25 protein-coding genes and 2 tRNA genes are annotated in these 22820 nt (G+C 39.5%); 12 read left to right on the top strand and 15 right to left on the bottom strand.

Annotated features, from left to right (window positions below):
- Positions 1 to 5 precede the first annotated feature (5 nt).
- Positions 6 to 644 (top strand): hypothetical protein, encoded by a 639-nt coding sequence (locus ACH8JV_RS06195; protein ID WP_396520198.1) that lies wholly within the window; start codon positions 6 to 8, stop codon positions 642 to 644.
- A gap of 40 nt (positions 645 to 684) precedes the next feature.
- Here ACH8JV_RS06195 and hisF read toward each other — a convergent pair whose 3' ends face one another.
- Entirely contained in the window at positions 685 to 1443 is a 759-nt protein-coding gene (hisF, locus tag ACH8JV_RS06190; RefSeq protein ID WP_000880078.1) for an imidazole glycerol phosphate synthase subunit HisF, read from the bottom strand.
- Between the two features lie 112 nt (positions 1444 to 1555).
- Between hisF and ACH8JV_RS06185 the strand changes: the two genes are divergently transcribed.
- The 4 genes from ACH8JV_RS06185 to ACH8JV_RS06170 are packed head-to-tail and all read left to right on the top strand — an operon-like array spanning position 1556 to position 3885.
- Positions 1556 to 2506 carry a homoserine kinase gene (locus tag ACH8JV_RS06185; RefSeq protein WP_396520196.1) on the top strand — a complete coding sequence of 317 codons (951 nt, stop codon included), beginning with the start codon at positions 1556 to 1558 and terminating at the stop codon, positions 2504 to 2506.
- Between the two features lie 11 nt (positions 2507 to 2517).
- Positions 2518 to 3147, top strand: a complete 630-nt coding sequence (locus ACH8JV_RS06180; RefSeq protein WP_396520194.1) for a DUF1294 domain-containing protein — start codon at positions 2518 to 2520, stop codon at positions 3145 to 3147.
- Between the two features lie 36 nt (positions 3148 to 3183).
- Positions 3184 to 3576 (top strand): hypothetical protein, encoded by a 393-nt coding sequence (locus ACH8JV_RS06175; RefSeq protein WP_348910425.1) that lies wholly within the window; start codon positions 3184 to 3186, stop codon positions 3574 to 3576.
- A 3-nt stretch (positions 3577 to 3579) separates the two neighbouring features.
- Positions 3580 to 3885, top strand: coding sequence for an antibiotic biosynthesis monooxygenase family protein (locus ACH8JV_RS06170; RefSeq protein WP_396520192.1), 306 nt, complete (start codon positions 3580 to 3582; stop codon positions 3883 to 3885).
- 32 nt (positions 3886 to 3917) lie between these two features.
- Here ACH8JV_RS06170 and ACH8JV_RS06165 read toward each other — a convergent pair whose 3' ends face one another.
- Positions 3918 to 4820 (bottom strand): DMT family transporter, encoded by a 903-nt coding sequence (locus ACH8JV_RS06165; protein WP_396520190.1) that lies wholly within the window; start codon positions 4818 to 4820, stop codon positions 3918 to 3920.
- A gap of 99 nt (positions 4821 to 4919) precedes the next feature.
- Here ACH8JV_RS06165 and ACH8JV_RS06160 point away from each other — a divergent pair, with 99 nt between their 5' ends.
- Positions 4920 to 5471 (top strand): helix-turn-helix domain-containing protein, encoded by a 552-nt coding sequence (locus tag ACH8JV_RS06160; RefSeq protein ID WP_396520188.1) that lies wholly within the window; start codon positions 4920 to 4922, stop codon positions 5469 to 5471.
- A gap of 69 nt (positions 5472 to 5540) precedes the next feature.
- Here the strand turns inward: ACH8JV_RS06160 and hisA are convergent, their stop codons facing one another.
- From hisA to hisB, 5 genes are all read right to left on the bottom strand, one after another.
- The gene (gene hisA / locus ACH8JV_RS06155; RefSeq protein WP_002052186.1) at positions 5541 to 6272 is read right to left on the bottom strand and encodes a 1-(5-phosphoribosyl)-5-[(5-phosphoribosylamino)methylideneamino]imidazole-4-carboxamide isomerase; all 732 of its coding nucleotides are present in this window, start codon (positions 6270 to 6272) and stop codon (positions 5541 to 5543) included.
- A gap of 94 nt (positions 6273 to 6366) precedes the next feature.
- Positions 6367 to 7008, bottom strand: a complete 642-nt coding sequence (locus ACH8JV_RS06150; RefSeq protein WP_396520186.1) for a 3'-5' exonuclease — start codon at positions 7006 to 7008, stop codon at positions 6367 to 6369.
- Positions 7009 to 7094: 86 nt separating this feature from the next.
- A complete protein-coding gene (locus tag ACH8JV_RS06145) occupies positions 7095 to 7643 on the bottom strand; it encodes a DUF805 domain-containing protein (protein WP_396520184.1) in 549 nt (182 codons plus the stop codon).
- Between the two features lie 152 nt (positions 7644 to 7795).
- Positions 7796 to 8413: an imidazole glycerol phosphate synthase subunit HisH gene (gene hisH, locus ACH8JV_RS06140; RefSeq protein ID WP_396520182.1), complete on the bottom strand. Its 618-nt coding sequence runs from the start codon at positions 8411 to 8413 to the stop codon at positions 7796 to 7798.
- Positions 8413 to 9006: an imidazoleglycerol-phosphate dehydratase HisB gene (gene hisB / locus ACH8JV_RS06135; RefSeq protein ID WP_000194096.1), complete on the bottom strand. Its 594-nt coding sequence runs from the start codon at positions 9004 to 9006 to the stop codon at positions 8413 to 8415. Before hisB ends, hisH begins: the two co-directional genes overlap by 1 nt.
- A gap of 102 nt (positions 9007 to 9108) precedes the next feature.
- Here hisB and ACH8JV_RS06130 point away from each other — a divergent pair, with 102 nt between their 5' ends.
- The 3 genes from ACH8JV_RS06130 (at position 9109) to ACH8JV_RS06120 (ending at position 9875) form a co-directional block, all read left to right on the top strand.
- Positions 9109 to 9492: a GNAT family N-acetyltransferase gene (locus ACH8JV_RS06130; protein ID WP_002052206.1), complete on the top strand. Its 384-nt coding sequence runs from the start codon at positions 9109 to 9111 to the stop codon at positions 9490 to 9492.
- A 105-nt stretch (positions 9493 to 9597) separates the two neighbouring features.
- Positions 9598 to 9673 (top strand) — tRNA-Phe (locus ACH8JV_RS06125).
- Positions 9674 to 9799: 126 nt separating this feature from the next.
- A tRNA-Phe gene (locus ACH8JV_RS06120) sits at positions 9800 to 9875 on the top strand.
- Between the two features lie 171 nt (positions 9876 to 10046).
- Here ACH8JV_RS06120 and ACH8JV_RS06115 read toward each other — a convergent pair.
- From ACH8JV_RS06115 to ompR, 5 genes are all read right to left on the bottom strand, one after another.
- Positions 10047 to 10478 (bottom strand): GNAT family acetyltransferase, encoded by a 432-nt coding sequence (locus ACH8JV_RS06115; RefSeq protein ID WP_002052234.1) that lies wholly within the window; start codon positions 10476 to 10478, stop codon positions 10047 to 10049.
- A 131-nt stretch (positions 10479 to 10609) separates the two neighbouring features.
- Positions 10610 to 12124, bottom strand: coding sequence for an acetyl-CoA hydrolase/transferase family protein (locus tag ACH8JV_RS06110; protein ID WP_002116671.1), 1515 nt, complete (start codon positions 12122 to 12124; stop codon positions 10610 to 10612).
- A gap of 35 nt (positions 12125 to 12159) precedes the next feature.
- A complete protein-coding gene (locus ACH8JV_RS06105) occupies positions 12160 to 12276 on the bottom strand; it encodes a hypothetical protein (RefSeq protein ID WP_263614930.1) in 117 nt (38 codons plus the stop codon).
- A gap of 39 nt (positions 12277 to 12315) precedes the next feature.
- Positions 12316 to 13773 carry an ATP-binding protein gene (locus ACH8JV_RS06100; RefSeq protein WP_396520180.1) on the bottom strand — a complete coding sequence of 486 codons (1458 nt, stop codon included), beginning with the start codon at positions 13771 to 13773 and terminating at the stop codon, positions 12316 to 12318.
- Between the two features lie 17 nt (positions 13774 to 13790).
- Positions 13791 to 14555 (bottom strand): two-component system response regulator OmpR, encoded by a 765-nt coding sequence (gene ompR / locus ACH8JV_RS06095; protein ID WP_000060753.1) that lies wholly within the window; start codon positions 14553 to 14555, stop codon positions 13791 to 13793.
- A 656-nt stretch (positions 14556 to 15211) separates the two neighbouring features.
- Here ompR and ACH8JV_RS06090 point away from each other — a divergent pair.
- From ACH8JV_RS06090 to ACH8JV_RS06080, 3 genes are all read left to right on the top strand, one after another.
- Entirely contained in the window at positions 15212 to 17563 is a 2352-nt protein-coding gene (locus ACH8JV_RS06090; protein WP_396520178.1) for a Tex family protein, read from the top strand.
- Positions 17564 to 17640: 77 nt separating this feature from the next.
- Positions 17641 to 18282: a hypothetical protein gene (locus ACH8JV_RS06085; protein WP_396520176.1), complete on the top strand. Its 642-nt coding sequence runs from the start codon at positions 17641 to 17643 to the stop codon at positions 18280 to 18282.
- 336 nt (positions 18283 to 18618) lie between these two features.
- Positions 18619 to 20808, top strand: coding sequence for a bifunctional SulP family inorganic anion transporter/carbonic anhydrase (locus tag ACH8JV_RS06080; protein WP_396520174.1), 2190 nt, complete (start codon positions 18619 to 18621; stop codon positions 20806 to 20808).
- A 69-nt stretch (positions 20809 to 20877) separates the two neighbouring features.
- On the opposite strand, the gene ACH8JV_RS06075 is transcribed toward ACH8JV_RS06080, so the two are convergent.
- From ACH8JV_RS06075 to ACH8JV_RS06065, 3 genes are all read right to left on the bottom strand, one after another.
- Positions 20878 to 21768 (bottom strand): SDR family NAD(P)-dependent oxidoreductase, encoded by an 891-nt coding sequence (locus ACH8JV_RS06075; protein WP_262094070.1) that lies wholly within the window; start codon positions 21766 to 21768, stop codon positions 20878 to 20880.
- Between the two features lie 273 nt (positions 21769 to 22041).
- Positions 22042 to 22467, bottom strand: a complete 426-nt coding sequence (locus ACH8JV_RS06070; RefSeq protein ID WP_017386424.1) for a CopD family protein — start codon at positions 22465 to 22467, stop codon at positions 22042 to 22044.
- Positions 22464 to 22799 carry a DUF3817 domain-containing protein gene (locus tag ACH8JV_RS06065; RefSeq protein WP_245149135.1) on the bottom strand — a complete coding sequence of 112 codons (336 nt, stop codon included), beginning with the start codon at positions 22797 to 22799 and terminating at the stop codon, positions 22464 to 22466. The genes ACH8JV_RS06070 and ACH8JV_RS06065 overlap by 4 nt, the downstream gene beginning before the upstream one ends.
- Positions 22800 to 22820: the final 21 nt, after the last annotated feature.

Here is a 22820-nt window from a genome sequence, read left to right as displayed (position 1 = left end):
AGGTGATGTTAAAAGGTTTTATTGCCGGAATTGCGGTTGCAAATGCATTTGAATGGGTGGCACACAAATATATTTTACATGGGGTACACCGTTCTGGACAACCGCGCTATAGCCCAGTGCCAAGAAGCATGGAGTCACATTGGGCACACCATCGTGAAGTCCGTAAACAGCAATTTCATGATGATTGCTATGTGGAAGGTGTTGGAAACTGGCGAACTAAAAATGAGTTAATTTCACTGGCAGTCGTGGCAACAGTCTCAAGTGCAATTTTTTACCCGTTTTCAAAAGGTATGGCTCTCGCAGCTTGGTACAGTGCAGGAAATTATTATTATATTCATCGCCGTGCGCATTTAGAGCCCGACTGGGCAAAGCGTAAAATTCCGTGGCACTACGACCACCACATGAACTCTAATCAAGACGCCAATTGGTGTGTGACTAAGCCTTGGTTTGATTATGTGATGGGAACACGCGTGGTGTCTTCGGCAGATTTAAAAGAACAAAACCCTTTGGGTATACGGTTACCTACTGCGCTTGCTAGACCACTGTCTCAAGCAGTAGAGAAAATCTTTCCTGCAAAATGGGTCGAGAAAAAAGAAAAACCTCAACTGGTTAACGACTTAAATTCGGTCGATGGCGCTGCATAAAAAATTAAGGGGCATATTGCCCCTTTAAATATCAATAAGCTTATAAGCGCATTTCGATGCCTTGTTCAGCTAAATATTGTTTAGCCTCTGGAATCGTATATTGGCCAAAGTGGAAAATACTTGCAGCCAATACCGCATCTGCACCACCTTGTAAAATACCGTCTGCAAGATGTTGTAAGTTGCCCACACCACCCGAAGCAATCGTTGGAATGGTCACGCGGTCATTAATGGCACGCATTAAGGCAATATCGTAACCTGCTTTAGTACCGTCGGCATCCATACTGGTAATGAGTAACTCACCCGCACCGTAGTCAGCCATTTTCACAGCCCATTCAATGGCATCAATACCCGTTGGTTTACGACCACCGTGAGTAAAGATTTCCCATTTGTTATCACCAGTTTTTTTGGCATCAATCGCAACCACAATACATTGTGCGCCAAAGTGTTGAGAAGCTTCTTGAACAAATTCAGGGTTAAATACGGCAGCCGAGTTAATACTCACTTTGTCTGCACCTGCATTTAATAACGCACGAATATCTTCAACCTTACGTACACCACCACCAACAGTTAATGGCACAAATACAGTCTCGGCCATACGTTCAACAGTACGGTAAGTAGTGTCGCGTCCATGATGTGTAGCGGTAATGTCTAAGAAAGTAATTTCGTCTGCACCTTGTTCGTTATAGCGACGTGCCACTTCAACAGGGTCGCCCGCATCACGAATATCGAGGAATTGAACGCCTTTAACTACGCGTCCGTTATCAACGTCTAGGCAAGGAATAATACGTTTAGCAAGCATAGCTTTTTCCAAAAATAATCGCCGTTGGTGAAAGTTCCTACACAGGCGCTACACCTTCATGGAGGGAAGAGGTATTCTATCAAACTTCACAGATGTTTTTTGCAGGTTTTCCATGTCGGTTTATACCCCGTTGAGTTTAGATGAAGTTCGCACCTTTGCTGCACCTTATGGATTAGAGGTGTTGGAGCTGAACCCAATTCAGGGAGGTATTCAAAACACCAATTATTTTTTGGTTGATGTAAACCGCAAACAGTATGTACTCACCGTGTTTGAAGAGTTAGATGCACAAGGGGCAGGCGAACTTATTCCTGTACTTGAACAATTGGGCACTCATGATGTACCTGTTGCTGTACCGTTAAAACACAGTGGACAAGCGGTTCACGTGATTGCAGATAAACCTGCACAGATTGCACCACGTCTCATGGGTGACCATCCCATGCAAACCACAGTAGCGCAAGTTGCCGCAATTGCAGACGCACAGGCGAAACTGCATGTGGCTTTACAAGACTTTCCGCTTGAGCGTGAATATCGACGCGATCATCAATACTGGACAGGTGTTGCAGAACAGCTTAAGCCAAATATGTCTAAAGATGATCAAGCTTTACTTGAGCAGGTCTATCAAGCTTTTAATGCTAAAACAGCGCAGTATTCAAATCGACCAACAGGTTTTATTCACTCTGATTTGTTCCGTGACAATACGCTGTTTGAAGGTGAGCAATTACAAGGTATTTTAGATTTTTACGAGTTAAATCAAGATGAGTTGCTGTTTGATATTGCGATTACCATCAATGATTTTTGTACCGAATATCCAGAAGCACATTTAAACTCAGACAAAGTGGCAGCTTACTTAGCGGCATACCAAAAAGTTCGTGTGCTTACTTCAGATGAACTTGAGTGTTTAGATGTATTCTTAGCAATGGCAGCATGCCGTTTTTGGTCAATGCGCTTGCAAGTTGCTCAAAAAAATAAAGAAGAAGGACGTACTGGCGACGACATTTTGCAAAAAGACCCGCAAGAAATGCGAACAATGATGCAAGACCGTTTAAGTCATGTAAAAGCATAAAAGGAATAAAGATGCGAGATCAGGGGCGTTTAGTCGAATGGTTCGACGAAAAAGGTTATGGCTTTATTCAGCCGGACGATGCTGAAAAAGAGCGAGTCTTTTTGCATATCAAAGATTTTGCACGCCCCGGACCTCGGCCAATTATTGGTTGTGCACTAGAGTATTTGGTCATTTTAGATGAGCGAGGTCGCTTCCGTGCCCAGCAGGTCACCTATTTAAAAGCATCACAAACGCGTAAAGCTTCAAAGTCAGCAAAAACAGAATCTTCATTTCAGGCAAAACCATGGTCTGCCATGCAAATGGGGATCGTATTTTATTTTGTTTTAATGGGCATTATGAGTTTCATTCATACTTTACCAGCCTATACTTTGTTGTTTGTTTTAATGATGAATGCCTTAAGTTATTGGCTATATTCACAAGATAAAGAGGCTGCACAACTAGGCAATCGCCGTGTGCCTGAACAAACTTTACACATTGTAAGTTTTTTAGGAGGCTGGCCTGCTGCATGGTGGGCACAACAAAAACTGAGACATAAAACACAAAAACAACCATTCCGTAAGATTTATTTTTGTACCATATTCTTTCATTTACTTTTGATTTTGTGGCTAATTTCTCCCTTAAATGTTCTGCGGGGCTTATAAAAGTAAATTGTTTTATTACACTTGAGAGGTATAAAAATGAATAGTTCTATCGACCAAGATCCAAATCGTACTTTAACACTTATTTTATATGTACTTTATATTGTTGCCATTTTTACAGGCGGCTTACTTGCGGTTATTGCTTTAATTATTAACTACGTAAAACGTTCCGATGTACAAGGTTCAATTTTTGCGAGCCACTTTACATGGCAAATCAGAACATTCTGGTGGTATCTCGCTTGGAATATTATTGCCTTTTTACCATTTATTTTCTTGTTCTTTACAGGTGAAAATACCGATTTATTTGCAGGCGTTGCGATCTCTTCGACTGTATTCTGTGTAGGCGTGATTACAGCGGCATGGATCTGGATTGTATATCGTGCCATTCGTGGATTGATTGCTTTAAATGATAACCGTCCGATGTATCAATAAATCATGATTATTGAACATGTGCATTTGAGTATAAAGTCTGGGCAAAGTGAAGCATTTCTTGAGGCTTTTGAGCAGGCGAAACATATTGTTTCTCCAATGGAGGGCTTCAATGCTGTCCAACTCATTAAGCATGCAACTGACCCACATCATTATATTCTAATGATCTCTTGGGATGAGATTGAGCATCATACCGAAGGGTTTAGAAAGTCTGAGGCTTATCAGGAATGGAAGGCATTGCTCCATCCATTCTATGATCCCATGCCTACGGTTGAGTACTACCAGCCTTGTATTTCATTGAAGAAAAAATAATAGATAAAAAAGAGAGCATTAAGCTCTCTTTTTTATTCTCGAATTCTTTTAGTTTTTTTAATTGGCAACTTAAGTTTTAACTCACTCACTAAAACACCTAATACCACTAAAGCACCACCCAAAAGAGCAATAACTGGTAAACGCTCACCCGCAATTCGACCAATAATTCCTGCCCAAACAGGTTCTCCTGCATAAATAATCGCAGCACGTGAAGGATCAACCATACGCTGAGCCCAGTTCATCACAAATTGAATCAGTGCGCTTGCTAAACCTAATGTAACAGCTGTAAGTACAAGCGGCCATGAAAATGCCGGAATCGTATGTTCGCCCACCACAGGCATAACGGCAAACGAAAGTAGAGACGCGACAGCAAGTTGGATAATGGTCACACGGCGTAAATTTACCTTTCCAGCAAAGTAGCTAATAAAAATAATTTCTAAAGCAATTGCAACTGAGCCAAGTACTGTTAAAAGTTGTCCAAAATTTAAAGAGATTTGCTCAAAACCATTACCTGTTAATAAAACAAGACCAGCAAAAGCCAAAGCTGCTCCTACCCAAGTCATGACATGTGGTGTCTTTCTAAAGATGAGCCACATTAAAATAGGAACAAGTGGAACATAAAGCGCCGTTAAAAAAGCCGACTCACTACTCGGAATAGTTTGCAGACCAATTGTTTGAGTTCCATAACCGCCTACAATGACTACACCAATTGCAGTACCAGCACCTAAGTCTTTTAACGTAACGCCTTTCATACTCTTGAATGAAATAAGCAATAACGTTAGTGCTGCTACAGCAAAGCGGCAGCCTACAAAAAACATAGGCGATGTAAAATTCAGTGCATATTGCACTGTAAGAAATGTTCCGCCCCAAATCATAGTAATCAAAACGAGTGCTAACTGGAGGGCTTTGCTTGAACTCAAAGAAATTGGTGACATACTCAAATTTAGAATAAATTGTGCAATATACTGCACATGTTGCGCTATTCTTCCATTTTGTGCAATATATTGCTCAAATTTTCTTTACTAACCTATTCTATGAGCCAGTCGAGTACCGTTTTACAGCATGTCGGCACAAATATCCGTTCATTAAGAGATGAGCGAGGTTTAAGCCAACAGGACTTGGCAGATCAGGCGGGTGTTAGTAGACGAACGATTGCTGCTTTAGAAACAGGACAAGTCAATATCAGCCTAGCTAAACTCGACGCAATTGCGGCAGTGTTGGGGGTAGACTTTAGAACGATTGTGAGCGCACCCGAGCATAAAGAACAAGCCTTGGTTAATGTACTTGCTTGGCAGGGTGAAAAAGAAGAAAGCAGAGCGACTTTTTTGACTTCAGTTCCATCGCGTTCGCAAGTTGAGCTTTGGACATGGTCGTTAGCAGTAGGGGAGTCTTATGTTGCTGAAGCAGACCCGGAAGGATGGCAAGAGCTTATTTATGTATTAGAAGGTGAGTTGACCATACAATTTGCGGATAGCTCAAAAACTATCGTTGCTGGTTCTTCATTTATATATGCTAGTTCAGTGACTTACACCTATATCAATAGTGGTAACCAAGTACTTAAGTTTATTCGTAATGTGGTGTATTGATTAGGAATGTATTTGTCATATCAGCAATAAAAAAGAGCCTAAACAGGCTCTTTTTTTACATCTTAAAAATTAAAGACGGTTTTCATCTAACAGAAGCTGAGCTTCACGAAGGTTTAAAGTACCTTCATAAATTGCACGACCTGTGATTGCACCTAAAATGCCCGGTTTGCCTTTTAAGTTACGAACGTCATCAAGGTTAGTTACGCCACCTGAAGCAATCACTGGTAAGCCTGAGTATTGAGCCAAGTTTACAGTCTGCTCAACGTTTACCCCTTGCATCATGCCGTCACGCGCAATGTCTGTATAAACAATGCTAGACACGCCTGCATCTGCAAAACGTTTTGCTAAATCAGTTGCTTTAACATCAGTAACGTTTGCCCAGCCGTCAGTTGCAACCATACCATTCATGGCATCAATACCAACAATGATGTGGCCAGCAAAGCGCTTACAAGCTTCTTCTACAAATTCAGGCTCTTGAACTGCTTTAGTACCAATAATGACAAAAGTCACACCAGCTTCTAAGTAGTGTTCAATTGTTTCTAATGAGCGAATACCACCACCAATTTGAATTGGTAATTCTGGCTGAGCTTTAGCAATTGCTTCAACAACAGGTTTATGAATTGGAGTACCTGCGAAAGCGCCATTCAAATCAACCAAATGTAAACGACGTGCGCCTTCATTTACCCAATGCTGGGCAGTTGCAACTGGATCGTCAGAGAAAACGGTATCGTCTTCCATACGCCCTTGTTTTAAACGCACACATTTACCATCTTTCAGGTCAATTGCTGGAATGATTAGCATGCTTTCGCTCCTTGCTTCATCATGTTTATGAAATTGTGCACATCTTAGCAAAGTATTGATCAATCGCTAAGCCTTAGAAAAGACTTTTATAACTTTACGCGTGAAGTGCGGTTTGAATCGTTTGTGAAATGTGAGTCGGTAATAGGTTTTGTTTACGAAGCTCTAAAAATACCAGTAGAGCTGCATAAGCATCGGCAGCGGCATAACTGATTTGTTGTGAGTTAAGTGGCTTTTGTGCCCAATTTGATGTTCCGATTTTCTTTGACTTCGAAAGATACTGTCCAAACAACAGTGCTACAGCTTTTTGTACACCCATTTGCTGGGTAAAACCAAAGTGACTAAAACCTTTAGCAAGGTCAATGCAGCTTTCAAGCTCTATGCCTTTTTTGTGAAAAATATGCTTATCATTTTTAAGGCCAAAACCGACTTTAAGTTGTTTTGGATTGGACAAAATAGGCTGCAAAAATTTTAAAGTCGATGAATTGACATGAAATAAATAGACTTTATGTTCAGCGGCAAGCTGAATCAGATGTGGACCTGTCGAAACTTCACCCACCCGAAATGTCGGTTTAGATTCCGAATCAAATCCTAAAAAGATCGTTGCTTTTAATTCTTCTTCAATAGTTTTGCATTGCTCAGTATTTTCAATCACCACAATATTTTGGTGGTTAAGATTTTTAAAAGGTGGAAGCTGCTGAATAGAGGCTTTATCAAGGAGGGAAGGGACTTCGGACATATTTAACAGCGTACAAATAAATTGAGCTATTAGCTTTATATATGAATAAAGCCTAGAGAACTAGGCTTTATACGCGACTTTAAAAATTATTGAGACTGAGACGGTGTACCAATGACAACGCTTTCGCTTTTTTCAATATAACCTTCATAGGTAGGAGCCATCATTGTGGCAACAATAGCAAAAACTACTGCAAGCGGAATAAGTGCAATATAAATCCAGCCTAAAACACGTTCCCAGCTTGGCGTTGGACGCTTCGGTCCATAATCATTAGGACCTTCTGTTCCTTTTGCACAGAATAAATAAATGGCAAGGCCAATATTCACGATTGGTACGAGCATGAGTAAAGATAGCCACCCTGTATTATTGCGATCATGCAAACGGCGGATGGTAAATACGAAGCTAATATAAATACCGATGATATAGAGAATGGCAATCGAGACTAAGCCCGGCGCAGTAAAGCCTGGAGCGCCCTCATTTTGTGTAAGTCCGAAAGTAAAAATAATAAGTAGAACAACAGCAGCGAGGGTTAGTGTAAATAGGAAGGTCCAAGCAGCGTAAGAGAGTCGTCCAAAACGCCCATTTGCCTTAAAGGGCGAATCTTGCTGAAGTGGCTGATTTTCAAAAGGTGAATTCATTGTGTTTATCCTGATCATTTGGTTTTATTTAAAAGTATGAATATTCAATATTTTGTTGAATAAAATATCATTCTATAAATGATTAGTAGTTATTATAAATAAAAAAAAAGATCAGGCCATCTAGACCTGATCTGTTTAAAGCTTTCGTGAAATTAAATATTCCATTCCACAAAGTTTTTAAGTAGCTGTAAACCCGCAGTATGGCTTTTCTCTGGGTGAAATTGAGTCGCAAATAAATTATCTTTGTGAATTGCCGTACAGAAGTTCACGCCATATTCGCATGTTGCAGCCACAAGGTTTTCATCTTTAGGTTCAACATAGTAGCTGTGTACAAAGTAGAAGCGAGCATCTTGTTCAATGTTATTCCACATTGGATGGCTTGGATCCATTTGGTGAACTTGGTTCCAGCCCATGTGTGGGACTTTTAAACCTTCCATTTGAGGGAAGTGTTTTACTACACCGTCAAAAATACCTAGTGCATCTACACCGCCATTTTCTTCAGAGCTTTGTAGAAGCGCTTGCATGCCTACACAAATTGCAAGAACAGGTTTATTAAAAGCAGCGTTGCGTACGACTTCATCAATACCTGCTTCACGCATGCCTTGCATACAGTCACGCATTGCCCCAACACCTGGGAAAACAATTTTGTCGGCTTGTGCAATTAATTTGGGGTCGTTAGTTACATCGACTGTAGCGCCTACATGCTCAAGTGCTTTAGCAGCTGAGTGTAGATTGCCCATGCCATAATCAAGTAACGCGATACGTGTCATTAGAGGCTACCTTTTGTCGATGCAATCGTGTTTTCAGCACGTGGATCAATTTCACATGCCATACGTAAAGCACGCGCTAGTGCTTTAAATACACTCTCGATTTGATGGTGGCTATTTTTACCCTTCAAGTTATCAATATGTAAGGTCATAAGCGCGTGGTTTACGAAACCTTGGAAAAACTCGGAAAATAAATCCACATCAAATGTACCGATACGTGCGCGAGTAAATGGAATATCCATAAATAAACCTGGACGACCAGATAAATCTACAACGACACGAGATAAAGCTTCGTCTAATGGTGCATAAAAATGACCATAACGACGTAAACCTTTTTTATCACCTAAAGCTTGTGCAAAAGCCTGTCCAAGCGTGATACCGCAGTCCTCTACGGTATGATGATCGTCAATCTCGAGGTCTCCATCACAATGAATATCGATATCAAATAAGCCATGTCGCTTGATTTGATCAATCATATGGTCTAAAAATGGAACTCCGGTGTTTAGTGTGCCTTGACCAGTACCATCGAGATTTAAACGAACTCGAATTTTGGTTTCATTGGTATTTCTAACCACTTCACTGATACGTTGCGTCATGGACACGTTCCTCAAAAAACGTCAAAAATGATTGGATGTTAACGATAATTTCGCTGTGACGAATTCGTGACAGCATCATAGTTTGCTCAGGAGGGTTAATCAATGCCTATTACCGTACATGCTTATAGTTCTCTGGATAATTCAGAGATCCGCGATCAGCTTGAGCGACTGTATGATACAAGTCCGGAGTTTGGTGACGGGCACGATGCGATTGAACAACTTGAACAAGATTTACAGCAGTATACCACGCTATACACTGCCGAATTTAACACCAAAATTATAGGTGCAATCTGGTGTTCAGGACAAGGCGAAAGCAAGGTACTTGAATATATTGTGGTGCACCCTGCGAACCGTGGTCGTGGGGTAGCTGAGCGCTTGGTAGAAGAAGCTTGTCGTATAGAAGAATCAAAAGGCGTTAAAATTTTTGAGCCAGGCTGTGGTGCTATTCATCGCTGCTTAGCGCATATTGGTAAATTACATAGCTAAAATCCTATTTTTACTGTACTTGTGATTTAAAATTAAACACTTGTTACAAAAAATACGGAAGTTGCTTGACGTCTTCTTATAAACATTGTTTAATACGCCCACTTCGGCGTGATAGCTCAGTAGGTAGAGCAACGGATTGAAAATCCGTGTGTCCCCAGTTCGATCCTGGGTCTCGCCACCATTATTTGTGTTTTCAATCCCTGATCCCATCAGGGATTTTTTTTAAGTATAAAAAATACTCATTTAAATCAGAAACTCAGGATAATTGTTGACTATTGTTCTGAGATACGGCTTAATACAGGCCATCGGCGTGATAGCTCAGTAGGTAGAGCAACGGATTGAAAATCCGTGTGTCCCCAGTTCGATCCTGGGTCTCGCCACCATATTCGAAAAAGCCTCATACTTTAAAGTATGGGGCTTTTTTCATGCCTATTTACTTAATAAAAAATATTAAGACTTCACTTGTGTATAAATCTCATTTTATCCACAAGCAGACAGGGTTATCCCCAATATTGCCTTCACTTTCTAAAAATGGCTCAACTGAAAACTTGTCTCTAATCGTGAGGACTATCATTAATGAGTCGTTTGCCTAAACACACAGCTTCTACTTCGTCGTAACCGAGTTGTTCATAAAAGTTCAACACATTCAAATTATCTTTACGCACTAATAATTGAAGCTTTGGGCAACCACGAGCGATGAGGCGCTTCTCAAGCTGTTGTACAAGCGCTGTAGCGATTCCTAAGCGTTGTTGATGGGGATGAACAGCCAAATAGTTAATCCAGCCTCTATGGCCGTCGTAGCCGCCCATAAGTGTGCCAATCAGTTGCTCATCTTTAATAGCAACTAAAAATAAATCATCCTGTTGTGAAACTTTTCTAAAAATATCCGTTTCAGGGTTATTCCAAGGGCGGGTTAGGTCACAGCTTTCCCATAAATTGACCACATCATCCAGATCTGCATTTGTAAATTGGCGAATAATGAACATATGGATTTCTACTTTTTGTTTTGATGTATTGAAAAGATAAAATAAAAATACGCAATTGAGCAGTAGTTTTGAATAATTTAAACAAATAAAAAAAGCACCCCCGAAGGAGTGCTTGAATTAAAACCAGTGATTTAAGCTGATTTTGCAACAGGTGCTGCTTGAAGCATTTGACCTGTTTCTTCGAAGTTTGCATGCCAAGACAATGCTTCACGAAGTAAATGAGGAGTATGACCACCTTTAGCACATGCACGGTCGAAATAGTCGTTCAATGCATCACGGTAAAGCGGATGTACACAGTTATCAATAATAGCGCGAGCACGTTCACGAGGTGCTAAACCGCGTAAGTCAGCTAGACCTTGCTCTGTTACTAAAATATCAACGTCGTGTTCGCTGTGGTCAACATGGCTCACCATTGGTACGATAGAAGAAATATCGCCGCCTTTAGCAATTGATTTGGTCACAAAGATTGCCAAGTGCGCGTTACGAGCGAAGTCGCCTGAACCACCAATACCGTTCATCATTTTAGTACCGCACACGTGAGTTGAGTTTACGTTGCCGTAAATATCAAACTCAAGTGCAGTGTTAATGCCGATAATCCCTAAACGACGTACAAGTTCAGGGTGGTTAGAAATTTCTTGTGGACGAAGCACTAATTTGTCTTTATAAGCTTCGATATTGCCAAAAACTTTTTCGCCACATTTAGCTGAAAGGGTAATTGAGCTACCAGAAGCAAATTTCATTTTGCCTGCATCAATGAGTTCAAAAGTACAGTCTTGTAGAACTTCTGAGTACATGATGAGGTCTTCAAAATCAGAATCTTTTAAACCTGTTAATACAGCGTTAGCAATTGAACCAATCCCTGCTTGTAATGGACCAAGGTTCTTTGGTAAACGGCCTTCAGCAACTTCTTTATTAAAGAAAGCAATGAGGTGGTTTGCAATGCCTTGAGTCTCATCATCTGGAGGAGTGACTGTTGATGGTGAGTCATGTGTGTCGTTAAAGACAATACCAACAATTTTTGCAGGATCAATTTGGATTGCCGTTGTACCAATACGCTCATCCACTTTTGTTAATGGAATTGGAGTACGTGTTGGGCGATAAGTCGGAATATAGATGTCGTGCAAACCTTCAAAGCTTTCGCTTAAAGAGGTGTTGATTTCAACAATAACTTTTTCGGCAAAAATAGCAAAGCTTGCAGAGTTACCCACAGAAGTTGTTGGAATAATGCCGCCATCTTCAGTAATCGCAATTGCTTCAATCACCGCAACGTCTGGACGTTTAAGTTGCTGGTTACGCATTTGCTCAACAGTTTCTGACAAGTGTTGGTCAATAAACATAACTTCGCCGTTGTTAATCGCACGACGTAAAGTGTTGTCTACCTGAAATGGCATACGACGAGATAAAACACCTGCTTCCGTGAGTTGTTTGTCTAAGTCATTACCTAAGCTAGCACCCGTAATTAACGTGATTTTTAACGGATTTTTCTTTGCGTGCTCTACAAGTGCTTGTGGAACAGCTTTAGCTTCACCAGCACGAGTAAAACCACTCATACCAACGGTCATTCCATTTTCGATGAATTGCGCAGCTTGTTCAGCACTGATGACCTTGTCATGAAGAGAAGCTAGGCGAATACGACTTAAAGACATTGGACATCCTCAATATTGTCAAAACATACGGGATTTTAGCTATGAAAAAATGAAAAGTGCATAGGTGTTAGGCTAAGGTCTAATTTTTTAAATAAATGTGGGTATAAATTTATTTTATGATTTTTAATATGTTGATTTATTTGGTATTTAATAAATTTTAAAATAGCGCTTTAAATGATCGGTTGATCAAATTAGAAGCGCTCACTTAAAGTTTGTTTAATTTTTTCCAAAGGATTTGGCGTTGTATTTTCTTCAGCCGCTGGTTTTGGAATAGGTAGTGAAATAACAACCTCTAAACCACCTTGTTCACGGTTATGAATTTGGATTTCACCTTGATGAATGTCGACAATACGCTTAACAATGGCAAGACCTAAACCACTTCCCTGGATGGTTCTAGCAGAGTCGCCTCTCACAAATGGTTGCATTAATTCTTCAATTTGATCTTCTGGAATACCTTCACCGTGGTCGGCAACGGTAATCAAAATATGTTCATTTTCAACTTTTGCACTGAGTTCGATTGGCTCCGCACCATAACGTTTTGCGTTATTAATAAGGTTAGCAATGAGTCGTTTTAAAGAGAGACTACGCGCAGGAATAATCGGAACATCTTGCACCTCAAAACGAATATCGAGCGGTTTAAACTGAATAATTAATTCTTGCAGTAATATATTGATATTGGTGTCTTTTAATTCTTCATCAGAACCATCCCGCATATATGAAATGAACTGATTCAAAATTGCATCCATATCGTCTACGTCATAGACCAAGCCTTCACGCAGAAATTCATCAGGTAGCATTTCTGCGGTTAAACGAATACGTGTAAGGGGAGTTCTTAGATCATGTGAAATACCCGCTAGCATGATTCGTCTTTCACGCTCGGCTTGTTCAAGCGTATAGACCATGCGGTTAAAGGCTTGGTTAACTTGGCGAATTTCTAGAGGGCCATGGTTGGTATCTAAATAAGGTGCAGTTCCAGACTTACTATATTCATTGGCAGCATTTTGCAAACGACGCAAGGGGCGGTTCATTTGTCTAACCAAAATTAAAATAATGATGGCTGACACTAAAGGAACACCCACAACCCAACCAATTAATAGCTCAGGGCTATAGTTTGCATAGGTTTTTAAAGGTTCACGAACCCAGTTGCCATGCATTTCAGGAGTTTGAATCCAGATACGTGGGCTAGGTTTAAACTGGAAGTAAACGGTAACGTCTTTTGCACCAATTTCATTGGCTAGTTTTTGCTCAACTTGGTTGGTAAAAATCTCGGCAATTACTTTATCGCGAACGCTTGGATACTCTTTAGGGTCGGTTATGTATTCAATACCAACCCGATTACGTAACCAAGTATCGACATCAACTTCGCTATCACGATGAAAAATACGAATATTAGGGTTGTTGACCAGTTCGAGTTCAACTGCCAGATAACGGGCATGTTGTTGAATCTCAGGTAGATAGAGAGTTCGCCAAAAAAACCACAAAGACATAAAGAGGCTAAAGAACACCACCAGCAGTACCAAAATTGTGGTACGCATGGCAGCAGAACGTGGCTTAATTTTGTCGAGAAAACGTTCCCATCTCGTCCGTTTACGCTCTGAATACGCAATGTAGTCGGTAAAGCTTTGCGGTGATATTGGCTCTAAACTCACTCTATTTTATCTCAAGCTTATTCAGCACCATCTGGAACAAATACATAACCTACGCCCCACACAGTTTGAATATAGCGTGCGCGCGCTGGGTTATCTTCAATTAAACGACGTAGACGAGACACTTGAACGTCAATTGAGCGCTCCATTGCACCCCATTCACGGCCACGAGCCAAGTTCATAAGTTTATCGCGTGTTAAAGGTTCACGTGGATGCTGTACCAATGCTTTTAATACGGCAAATTCACCCGTTGTTAAGGTAACAATCTGTCCTTCACGAGTTAACGTACGTGTAGATAAGTCTAAAGACCATGGACCGAAGCTAACCACTTCAACTTGTTGGCTTGGAGCGCCCGGAACTTCACGAACCTGACGACGTAATACTGCACGAATACGTGCTAATAGCTCATTTGGGTTGAATGGTTTTGGTAGATAGTCATCTGCACCGGCTTCAAGACCAGCAATACGGTCTGAGTCACTACCACGTGCAGTTAGCATAATAATTGGTGTATCAATGTTTGACTGACGTAAACGACGACAAATACTTAAACCATCTTCAACGGGCAACATAAAGTCGAGCACGATAAGTGAAAATAACTCACGTTGTAATAAACGATCCATTTGTGAGGCATCGTGGGCAGTTTTTACAACAAAGCCTTTATCTTCCAAAAAACGTTGCAAGAGGGTACGTAAACGCACATCGTCATCGACCACTAAAATGCGCTCGACACGATCCGTTTCGTTATGTACGGTTTCAGGATGTTCAGCAGGTACAACTAAACTCATGATGTACTCCCTTTTAAAGTCATAATTTATATATTATTGGATCGGTTAGGCTTATTGCCAACAAGCCCTCAGTATAATGCCGATGTTCTTGTTAAGACTATGTATCAATTTGCTCAAAATTACAATTTTCGTAGGGGCTTGAAACCAAAAAACAACATCTTATGCCCATAATTTAGCAAAGCCTTAAAGAAAAAACCAAGCATTCGCTCATTTGTTAAATTCTATTCGATTAAATTTTAATAAATAATTGTTTCAAATAAATTATTTTAAAAATTAGCGCTACTTTTCAAAGCTTATTTTCTAAAAGGTCGATAAGCCATTTAGATATTAAAGCTTAATAATTTATTTAGACAGATAAGAAAAACTATATTTTTGCTCATTTTAGTACTGTATCAATATGTTCATTTTCTCGTAATTTATATTAAAAATTTCATTTTGCTTAAGGGTTATCCTATAAATTTCAGATTTTTTAAACAGTAAAATATGAGTTTAAAGGCCAAAATACGTAGCACAGAGCACTTTTTATGAAGTGAAGAATGCGAAAAATTCACAGTCAATACAAAAAAACGTTTTGAATACGCAAACAAGTGTGGATTTTATAGTCTTGGTCTTTATAATCAGTGCTTTTAAACTTTATCCTTGTGGGATCAAACACGATGACTGACTTAGTTCAGCAGTTGGCAAGTGAGCTTGCCGTACGTCCAAACCAAGTAGAAGCTGCCATCCGCTTAATTGACGAAGGTGCCAGTGTTCCATTCATTGCCCGTTACCGTAAAGAAGTAACACAAGGTTTAGATGATACGCAGTTACGCCAATTAGATACTCGTTTAGCGTATTTACGTGATTTATATGAGCGCCGTGAAAAGGTCATTCAGTCATTGCAAGAACAGAATAAATTGAATGATGACTTGTTGGCGCGGGTGAATGCAGCCGAAACAAAAAATGCTTTAGAAGAAATTTATGCGCCGTACCGTCCTAAACGTACGAGCAAGTCTTTCAAGGCGAAAGAAGCGGGTCTGGGGCCAATTGCCGAAAAAATTATTGCAGAACAAATTGATCCGACAGAAGCATTAGCTGGTTTTAGCCATGAAGACTATCCAGATGTTGAAAGTCAGTTAGATGCAATCCAGCATATTTTAATTGATGACTGGGCACAAAATATTGCGCTGACTACAGAATTAAAAGCGACTTTTGCAAAAACAGCAGTGTTAAAAAGTACTGTTGCTTCTGAAGAAAAGAAAGAAGTGGGCAAAAAGTTCCGTGATTACTTTGAATTCTCTGAAGGCTTAAATAAATTACCTTCTCATCGTTTATTGGCAATGTTACGTGGTCGTCAAGAAAACGTACTTGGTTTAAAAGTAGATGGTGAAGATGATGCACCGTTGGCTCATATTGAAACTGAATACAACCTAGATCAAGTTCAGCCACAAGCTCGCCAAGATTTCTTAAAGCAAACTGCAAAATTATTCTGGTTAGGTAAGGTTCGTCCTCAAATCGAGCATTCATTACTAACAGAAAAACGACTTGCTGCCGAAGCAGAAGCAATGCAGGTATTTGCTGAAAACCTTCGTCATTTATTGTTATCTGCACCAGCGGGTAGCCGTACAACTTTGGGTGTTGACCCTGGTATTCGTACTGGTGTGAAACTGGCTGTAGTAAGCGATGCTGGTGATGTACTTGCTCACAGCACGATTTACCCATTTGCGCCTAAAGAAGACAAAGAAGGCTCTATTGCTGAGCTTGCACGTTTATGCCGTGAATATAACGTAGAGCTTATTGCGATTGGTAACGGTACTGCGAGCCGTGAAACAGAAGCTGTAGTTGCAGAAATGATGGCTGCAAATACAGATCTTAAATTAACGCGTGTGACTGTAAGCGAAGCAGGTGCATCTGTTTACTCTGCAAGTGAACTTGCTGCAGCAGAACTTCCAGAGCTTGATGTTTCAATTCGTGGCGCAGTATCTATTGCGCGCCGTTTACAAGACCCACTTGCTGAACTTGTGAAGATTGATCCGAAATCGATTGGTGTAGGTCAATATCAACACGACGTAAACCAAACTGGTTTGGCAAAAACGCTTGATGCAGTGGTAGAAGACTGTGTGAATGCTGTCGGTGTTGATGTAAATACTGCTTCACCAGCAATCTTGGCTTACATTGCGGGTTTAAACAAAGCGATTGCTCAGCAAATCGTTGAATACCGTAAAGAGCATGGTCGTTTTGATAACCGTCAAGCGTTGAAAAGCGTACCACGTTTAGGCGAGCGTACTTTTGAACAAGCAGCTGGTTTCTTACGTATCCAAAATGGTTCTGAACCTTTAGATGCTTCTGCTGTTCACCCTGAAAGTTATGGTCTTGTCGAGAAAATTGTTGCAGCAAAAGCGACAACTGTTAAAGACATCATTGGTAATACTGAAATTATTCGTCAGGTAAAAGCTGAAGAGTTTGTTGATGACAAATTCGGTTTGCCGACTATTCAGGATGTTTTATCAGAATTGGAAAAACCGGGTCGTGACCCACGTCCAGAATTCCGCACAGCTAAATTCCGTGAAGATATTACTGAAGTTGCACAGTTGACTGAAGGCATGCAACTTGAAGGCGTTGTAACGAATGTGACGAATTTTGGTGCTTTTGTTGATATTGGCGTACACCAAGATGGTTTAGTTCATATTTCTGAATTAGCGAATGAATTTGTTTCTGACCCACATAAGGTGGTAAAACCAGGTCAAATCGTACAAGTGCGTGTGATGCAAGTTGATGCTGAGCGTAATCGTGTGAACTTGAGTATGCGTGCAGAAGGTGCAGCTCCTGTTAAGGCACAGCGTCCACCGCGTCGTGAGCAAAATAACGAACAGCGTTCTGAGCGTAAGCCGCAAGGTAAGCGTCCTCAGCAACCACGTAAAGATCAGGTTGAACGTCCACAACGTAGCAAACAAGAAAAACCACAAGAGCAAAAAATTGGTGGTTTTGGTGCATTGTTACTACAAGCAGGAATTAAGGGTTCTAAATAAACTACTGGATTAAAAATTTGATTAAAGAAGCCTATCTCGATAGGCTTCTTTTTTATGTGGAAATAATAGGATAAGTAATGATTAAATATAAAAAAATTCGTGGAGAAAAAAGACGTATTAGAAAAATTAAACAGTGGACTGATGATCATCTTAACCTTGATATTGCATATTTAAAGCGATATCAGTGTGAATATGTAAAGTTTTGGGTAGACCCATGGGATAGGTTGTCTCTTACAAATAGTCAGTATCCACAGCCTCAAGGTATATATAAGGAATTATTTTTTAATGGTTTGCTCCAAATATACATGTCATGGAAAAAACAATTAGATTTCTTAGATCAACCTTATTATTTAAAAATATGGTTATTTGAAAATGATTTGAAGCGGTCACAGGTTGTTTGCGCAATTGGTGAAAAAATTGAACATTATCAACATCTTTTTGAAAAACCATTAGATGAAACTTCTTTAAGTATAGTCGAGTGGCAAGAAATGAACGATATGATGAAGAAAGTCAATTGGGAGAAGAAAATAGAAATAACGTTATATGAAAAAGATTGGCTTGGTAGTCCTGATGACTATAAGACTCAAAAAAATTATGAAGATACAAAAAAATGGTTTAATAACAATGTAATTGAGAAATATCGAGAAGTAAAAAGAATTGATGGGGATGAATATTATATTGTTGAAACAGATAATGTTTGGATAGGCTATATTTTATAAATCTAAAATAAAAATTATCTAATAAAGCTTAATGTACTTAAGCATTTTCGTATCTTATTCAACTTTCCAAATCTATAAATTGTTGTACCAGTTATATTTACGGATAGTTAATCATGAGTATTTATTAAAAAATCGCAGTGGTAAAGATGAGGTGAATCTTAAGATCAACAAAAACGGTGTGAAATCTACAATCAACTATACAACGTTATAGCATAACTCAACTTTAACCCTTTCCCGATGTCAGACAATATCGATAAAGCCTTGAAGTAAGTTCCTCACTTTCAGGCAGTTACATTAAAAATTGATTGTTTTTTTATATTATAAATGGTTGTTTTTATGCCGGCTTTAGAACTGAAAAATAGATTTCATTTAAACGATCTCCTTTCGGGAGTGGTCGTATTTCTCGTGGCTTTACCCTTATGTTTGGGTATCGCCTTAGCCTCAGGCGCTCCAATCATTTCTGGCATTATTGCCGGAATTGTTGGTGGAATTATTGTTGGCCTGCTGAGTGGTTCTCACATCAGTGTCTCTGGTCCAGCAGCAGGATTGACTGCGGTCATCCTTGTACAGTTAGATCAATTAGGCGGCAATTATGCCGCCTTTTTATTATGTATTGTATTTGCAGGAATTTTACAAATTTTATTTGGAATATTTAAGTTAGGTTTCTTTGCCAACTTCATTCCAAACAATGTCATTTTAGGATTATTGGCTGCTATTGGGGCCATTCTTATTGTGACGCAGCTGCCATATTTATTTGGGTTGACTGACTTTTCATGGGGAAAAGTTTGGACTGCCACGCCTGATACTTTTCTTCAGCATTTCGATGCGGGTGCGGCGTTTATTGGGGTACTGAGTTTATTTCTAATTTTAGCTTGGGATAGCAGCCCACTTAAAAAGTTAGCCATACCTTCGGCTTTAATTGCTGTGGTCATTGCAGCAGTTTTAAATTTTGTTTTGATGAATATTGGCTCGCCTTGGGCAGTACAAACCAATAATTTGATTCAACTACCAAATATATTGCAAGCACCGCAAGAGGTATTGGTTTTTCCTGACTTTAGCTATCTGGCTGAACCATTAATTTATACCGGAGCAATTACACTCGCGATTGTGGCATCTTTAGAGACATTATTAAACTTAGAAGCTGCAGACAAACTTGACCCTCAAAAGCGTTCATCTCCACCTAATCGTGAACTGTGGGCGCAAGGTGCGGGGAATATTGTTTCAGGCTTAATTGGCGGAATGCCAGTGACTTCGGTCATTGTCCGTAGTTCTGTAAATGCAAATACAGGCGCACGTAGTAAATATTCAACGATCATTCACGGCATATTATTGCTGCTAGCAGTTTTATTTTTTGTTCAACTCATGAACATGATTCCATTGTCTGCACTCGCAGCGATTTTAATTGTGACTGGTTTTAAACTGACTCATCCAAAGTTATTTAAACAGCTGTATCAAAAAGGCTGGAAACAGTTTTTACCTTTCATTATCACACTCGTTGCAATCTTACTGACAGACTTGTTAACCGGAATTTTGGTGGGTTTATTTACCAGTAGTGCGTTTATTTTATATGGCAACTTCAATAAAGGTGTTCGCGTATATAAAGAAAAGCATTTACATGGAATTGTGACGCGTATTGAGCTTCCATCACAAGTGACTTTTCTTAATCGTTCAGCGCTCATTTCTGCATTGGAGCATGTTCATAAAGATCAGCAGTTGATTATTGATGCCACTCAATGCGACTCGATTGATCCCGATATTTATCAGGTCATTCAAGATTATCAGAATGAAACTGCAGTTAAGCGTCAGGTTGATCTGAAACTCATTGGGTTTAAGCAGCACTATGAAGAGGTAGATGATGCGGTGCTTGATATTTACATTAGTACCAGAGATTTACAGCGTAAATTAAGTCCGCAGCAGGTGGTTACCTTACTTAAGGAAGGTAATGAACGCTTTGTAAAAAATGAACGTTTACAACGTGATATTTACCGTCAAATTCGTGTCACCGCAGATGAAGGCCAACATCCGATTGCGGCTGTTTTAGGATGTATGGACTCTCGTGCACCTACTGAAATGATTTTTGATGTAGGTATTGGTGATCTATTTAGTTTAAGAATTGCAGGCAATATTGCAGGTCAAAAAGTACTAGGTTCGCTTGAGTTTGCCTGTCAGGCCAAAGGTTCAAAAGTCATTTTAGTTCTAGGTCATACTGACTGTGGTGCAGTGACCAGTGCATGTCAGTTACGGCTACAGCAAAAACAAGTTTCTGATGTCAAAGAAATGCCGCATATTCAATATGTGCTGGGGCCACTCATGCGTTCGGTAGAAAGCGTATATGACATTATGCAACCGCGCGAGTTAAACAAAGCTTTTATTAATCAGGTAACAGCGATGAATGTTCACTACAACATCCAATACATTATTAATAATAGTACAGTACTTAAAGACCTGCTAGACCGTGGTGAGATTGCAATTATTGGTGCGATTTACGATGTAAAAACAGGACATGTTGAATTTTTAGATAATTAAATAGCATGAAATAAAAAAGCGCTTCGTCAGAAGCGCTTTTTTATAGTTAATTCAACTTAATATGTCGAATTACCAATGCTCACCTGGGAAAATGCGTGCATAAGCTTTTTGTGCCCAGTTCAATTTCTCAGCTTTTTGGCCTTTTGCTGCATCAGAACTTGGGAACAGGCGGAAACCAATCGACATAAACATGTTGTTGATGCCTGGCGCGACTGAATACGTCATAGACGCCAAACGGCCTAAGTTAGTTGCAATACGTTTCGGACGCTTCACAATTGCATAAGCAATTAAATCTGCTGCTTGCTCTGGTGAAAGAGTCGGTACGTATTTATAAATTTTGGTTGGCGCGATCATTGGGGTACGCACTAAAGGCATATAAATTGATGTAATCGCAATTTTATGTGCATGAACTTCGGCAGAAAGACAGCGGCTAAATGCATCAAGCGCAGCTTTAGAGGCAACATAAGCCGAGAAGCGTGTTGCATTTGCTAATACACCAATCGAGCTAATATTAATAATTTGCCCATCTTTACGCTGAATCATATGCGGCAAAATATTAAGAACCAAACGTACAGCGCCAAAGTAGTTTAATTGCATGGTGCGTTCAAAGTCATGGAAACGATCATAAGACTCATGAACAGCACGACGAATAGAGCGACCAGCGTTATTAATTAAAATATCAATATGATCAACAGAAGCTAAAATCTCTTTAGAAACCTGATCAATCATTTCCATGTCGTTAAGATCACATGGAAAAATTGATGCCTGACCGCCACGGCTTTCAATATCTGCTTTAACTTCTTCTAATGTTTCTTGAGTACGGGCAACCAGTAAAACATGCGCACCGGCGTCAGCAAGTTTGTTTGAAATCGTTAAACCGATTCCACTTGAGGCGCCTGTCACTAAAATGACTTTACCTTGTACCTTTTCCTGGAACAGAGCTTCTAATTTTTTATTCACAGCATTTTACCTAAGTAGGGGCAGGGGCTATTTATTCCGGTATGTAATTTTTATTTTTACAACCGTTGGTTCATCCTGATGAACTCCTAAATATTGCCCTATCTTAATAGATGTTTAAAAATTGTCTAGTGTGTAAATATATGAAATTTAACAATTTATTTAGAGTAAAAACTCTAAAATGTAGATTGAGATATTATTTTATTTACTCTAATCTTCTGAATAATATGATAATTGTTTAATAGATTTTTACTGCTTAAAGAATGAACAGTAATGTTATGGCTTAATAATCGCAAGAACGATGATTGAAATAGTACAGATGAGGATAATCAATGTTGCTTGTTTTTTTCTTACATTTATACCATTTGCGATCTGCCGTAAAAGCTTAGCTTGGAATCCATGAATACCTGCCAAAATAAGTACGAATACAATTTTTGCAGGTAGCCACTTAGAGCTGAACCATTGACCATGAATTGCTATGATTAAACCCGAGGCAAAAGTAATAAAGAGCGCTGGGGTCGTCATAATTTGATCCCATCGATACTCACGCTGAGCCCAAACAGGAATATGGATATTTTCAGTAATATCCAGATCTATTTTAAATGAAAACGAAGCAGCAAGAACGCCACTTATAAAAATGGTCATTGATACTATATGTATAGCTTTAAGCCATGGGTTTAATGTCGTAAAAAGCTCGATCATGATGATTGAGCTTCGCCTACATTAGTCATTTTATTTTTTATAAATGATAGATTAAAGTAAACACCGAACGGAATAAGTGTAACTACCACTAATCTTAATAGTTCTAATGGTGTCCATTTGCTCTCGGTTATAGTTTGTACCGCGAACCATAAATAGACAAAAAATGTAAGCCCATGGATAGGCCCCATAAAATGAACACCTGTATCCCATCCATTGAAATATTTTAAAGGCACTGCAACAACAACCAATAACAGCAAAGAAATTGTCTCTAATAGTGAAAAAAATTTCAATTTTTGAAATTGAGTAATATTTTGTGCTTTCGGATTAGCCATATTTATTGATCCGTATCTAGC

It is taken from the genome of Acinetobacter sp. ABJ_C5_2, from assembly GCF_044538485.1.
GTDB lineage: Bacteria > Pseudomonadota > Gammaproteobacteria > Pseudomonadales > Moraxellaceae > Acinetobacter > Acinetobacter nosocomialis_A.
Note: the sequence above shows the minus strand (reverse complement) of the source record. Positions and strands in the feature narration are given on the sequence as shown.

Excerpts from the sequence above, each read along its gene's own strand:
- ACH8JV_RS06195 (WP_396520198.1), top strand. The coding sequence starts at position 6 with ATGTTAAAAGGTTTTATTGCCGGAATTGCGGTTGCAAATGCATTTGAA.
- hisF (WP_000880078.1), bottom strand. The coding sequence starts at position 1,443 with ATGCTTGCTAAACGTATTATTCCTTGCCTAGACGTTGATAACGGACGC.
- ACH8JV_RS06185 (WP_396520196.1), top strand. The coding sequence starts at position 1,556 with ATGTCGGTTTATACCCCGTTGAGTTTAGATGAAGTTCGCACCTTTGCT.
- ACH8JV_RS06180 (WP_396520194.1), top strand. The coding sequence starts at position 2,518 with ATGCGAGATCAGGGGCGTTTAGTCGAATGGTTCGACGAAAAAGGTTAT.
- ACH8JV_RS06175 (WP_348910425.1), top strand. The coding sequence starts at position 3,184 with ATGAATAGTTCTATCGACCAAGATCCAAATCGTACTTTAACACTTATT.
- ACH8JV_RS06170 (WP_396520192.1), top strand. The coding sequence starts at position 3,580 with ATGATTATTGAACATGTGCATTTGAGTATAAAGTCTGGGCAAAGTGAA.
- ACH8JV_RS06165 (WP_396520190.1), bottom strand. The coding sequence starts at position 4,820 with ATGTCACCAATTTCTTTGAGTTCAAGCAAAGCCCTCCAGTTAGCACTC.
- ACH8JV_RS06160 (WP_396520188.1), top strand. The coding sequence starts at position 4,920 with ATGAGCCAGTCGAGTACCGTTTTACAGCATGTCGGCACAAATATCCGT.
- hisA (WP_002052186.1), bottom strand. The coding sequence starts at position 6,272 with ATGCTAATCATTCCAGCAATTGACCTGAAAGATGGTAAATGTGTGCGT.
- ACH8JV_RS06150 (WP_396520186.1), bottom strand. The coding sequence starts at position 7,008 with ATGTCCGAAGTCCCTTCCCTCCTTGATAAAGCCTCTATTCAGCAGCTT.
- ACH8JV_RS06145 (WP_396520184.1), bottom strand. The coding sequence starts at position 7,643 with ATGAATTCACCTTTTGAAAATCAGCCACTTCAGCAAGATTCGCCCTTT.
- hisH (WP_396520182.1), bottom strand. The coding sequence starts at position 8,413 with ATGACACGTATCGCGTTACTTGATTATGGCATGGGCAATCTACACTCA.
- hisB (WP_000194096.1), bottom strand. The coding sequence starts at position 9,006 with ATGACGCAACGTATCAGTGAAGTGGTTAGAAATACCAATGAAACCAAA.
- ACH8JV_RS06130 (WP_002052206.1), top strand. The coding sequence starts at position 9,109 with ATGCCTATTACCGTACATGCTTATAGTTCTCTGGATAATTCAGAGATC.
- ACH8JV_RS06115 (WP_002052234.1), bottom strand. The coding sequence starts at position 10,478 with ATGTTCATTATTCGCCAATTTACAAATGCAGATCTGGATGATGTGGTC.
- ACH8JV_RS06110 (WP_002116671.1), bottom strand. The coding sequence starts at position 12,124 with ATGTCTTTAAGTCGTATTCGCCTAGCTTCTCTTCATGACAAGGTCATC.
- ompR (WP_000060753.1), bottom strand. The coding sequence starts at position 14,555 with ATGAGTTTAGTTGTACCTGCTGAACATCCTGAAACCGTACATAACGAA.
- ACH8JV_RS06090 (WP_396520178.1), top strand. The coding sequence starts at position 15,212 with ATGACTGACTTAGTTCAGCAGTTGGCAAGTGAGCTTGCCGTACGTCCA.
- ACH8JV_RS06085 (WP_396520176.1), top strand. The coding sequence starts at position 17,641 with ATGATTAAATATAAAAAAATTCGTGGAGAAAAAAGACGTATTAGAAAA.
- ACH8JV_RS06080 (WP_396520174.1), top strand. The coding sequence starts at position 18,619 with ATGCCGGCTTTAGAACTGAAAAATAGATTTCATTTAAACGATCTCCTT.
- ACH8JV_RS06070 (WP_017386424.1), bottom strand. The coding sequence starts at position 22,467 with ATGATCGAGCTTTTTACGACATTAAACCCATGGCTTAAAGCTATACAT.
- ACH8JV_RS06065 (WP_245149135.1), bottom strand. The coding sequence starts at position 22,799 with ATGGCTAATCCGAAAGCACAAAATATTACTCAATTTCAAAAATTGAAA.